The sequence below is a fragment of the Mesorhizobium sp. P5_C1 genome, from assembly GCF_054049815.1.
The window spans coordinates 1-1,361 of record NZ_JBFULQ010000946.1 but is presented as its reverse complement, the minus strand read 5'-3'; the positions used below and the strand labels follow the sequence as shown (position 1 = coordinate 1,361).

Below are 1,361 nucleotides of genomic sequence, written 5' to 3'. Positions count from 1 at the left end.
GTTTTATTCCTTGAGGCTGAACTTTTTTGCCGACTGGGAAGGTCGGTTGGCCCAGCGCGGGCCTAAAGCGCGTCGCGTTGAAACGGATTCAGGCGGCGCGCTTAAGTCTTTGTTTTTAAGCATGTCGTTGCCCAAAAACCGGGCCGCTTTTGGGCGACATGCACTAGCTGACGGCTATCCCTTGTGCGCAAAAAACAAGAGCGGCGGGCCAGGCCCACCGCTCTTTGTAGTGAAGGTCTGCGTCGTGGATCAGCGGCCCCAGATGCCCTGGCCAGACTGAGGCGGTACGTTCGCATTGGCGTCAGCCTGGGCCTTTTCGGACTTCAGGATCGAGCCGGTGTGCATGGTGTCCATGTTGGAAACCGAGTGGCTGGCAACCGGCTGGTTGACGTTGCTTGAGCCATAGTTGTCGCTGCTGGCGAAGGCGGTGCCGGTGGCAACGAGGATGGCGGCGGCGGTGAGCGCTATCTTGGTCATTTCAAATACTCCTGAATGAAGGTTGATGGTTCTGGTTTGGGAGGATCCGGACAGACGCCGGCTTACCGGCCCCAGATGCCCTGGCCGGATTCCGGCTGGTTCGAATCGGGCGTCAGCCAGAAGCCGTGGTGCTCGACCGGCCTACGGATCGAAGCCGTGAAGCTGTGGTCTATTCTACCAGCGGGCGCGGACACGGCCGGCTGGTTGACATTGTCGGCGCCATAATGGTCGCTGCTGGCAAAAGCGGTGCCCGTGGCAACGAGCATGGCGGCGGCGGTAAGAGCGATCTTGGTCATTTTCTTAACTTCCAGTAGTTCTCAGTTCAGTCCGTCTAGTGGCGTGCCCTTGGGAGGAATTTCGCGTCGCTCGGACCACACCGAAATGGGTTTTCCGTTCGCCGACTTCCAATCACGAAGATGTTCCTCCGCACTCCGAATCCAGACCTTGAAACGAAGCCAGTAGCTGAAGCGGCAAGAATTTTCTTTATCAATATCAAATAGTTAATAGACGCGCTCGGCCGACTGTATGCTCGTCCGCCGAGCCGGCGTTCACCATCTCATCACGGTCCGTCAACATAAATTGAACCGGGCGGTTCGATCGACTGTGGCGCTTGCGCGCAAGCCGATCCGTTCAGTTCGATTTCGGCGCCGAAATAAGCCGATCCTGTCCGAAAAAACCGTTGTCATCAGCCGCAAGACCGCATTTACCTTGCGTTGAAATCGATACTGTCGCTCATTCAGTCGGCATTGTCGGATGCCGCGGCTGATCAGGCTCGAGGCGGTGAAAGACTGAAGGCGGCGGATAGTGAGACAGCGATAGAAATGCGGCTGCTGCTTGTCGAAGACAATCTCGAACTGGCCGACTGGCTGGGCAAGACCCTGCGC

The 1,361-nt window shown here is 57.5% G+C and carries 4 protein-coding genes; 1 reads left to right on the top strand and 3 read right to left on the bottom strand.

The features are described 5' to 3' along the window. A partial coding sequence (locus ACXJ7R_RS32860; RefSeq protein ID WP_457155432.1) for a hypothetical protein occupies window positions 1–280 on the top strand: 280 nt, incomplete at its 5' end. On the opposite strand, the gene ACXJ7R_RS32855 is transcribed toward ACXJ7R_RS32860, so the two are convergent. The 3 genes from ACXJ7R_RS32855 to ACXJ7R_RS32845 form a co-directional block, all read right to left on the bottom strand. Then, window positions 250–477 (bottom strand): DUF680 domain-containing protein, encoded by a 228-nt coding sequence (locus tag ACXJ7R_RS32855; RefSeq protein WP_095086233.1) that lies wholly within the window; start codon window positions 475–477, stop codon window positions 250–252. The two genes, ACXJ7R_RS32860 and ACXJ7R_RS32855, sit on opposite strands and share 31 nt — an antisense overlap. Before the next feature lie 62 nt (window positions 478–539). After that, the gene (locus ACXJ7R_RS32850; RefSeq protein ID WP_095086236.1) at window positions 540–773 is read right to left on the bottom strand and encodes a DUF680 domain-containing protein; all 234 of its coding nucleotides are present in this window, start codon (window positions 771–773) and stop codon (window positions 540–542) included. A gap of 273 nt (window positions 774–1,046) precedes the next feature. Beyond that, window positions 1,047–1,361 (bottom strand): hypothetical protein (locus ACXJ7R_RS32845; RefSeq protein WP_457155431.1); only part of this gene is annotated, 315 nt, incomplete at its 5' end.

What these genes read in the sequence shown, in the direction of transcription:
- ACXJ7R_RS32855 (WP_095086233.1), bottom strand. Translation starts at nt 477, where the DNA reads ATGACCAAGATAGCGCTCACCGCCGCCGCCATCCTCGTTGCCACCGGC.
- ACXJ7R_RS32850 (WP_095086236.1), bottom strand. Translation starts at nt 773, where the DNA reads ATGACCAAGATCGCTCTTACCGCCGCCGCCATGCTCGTTGCCACGGGC.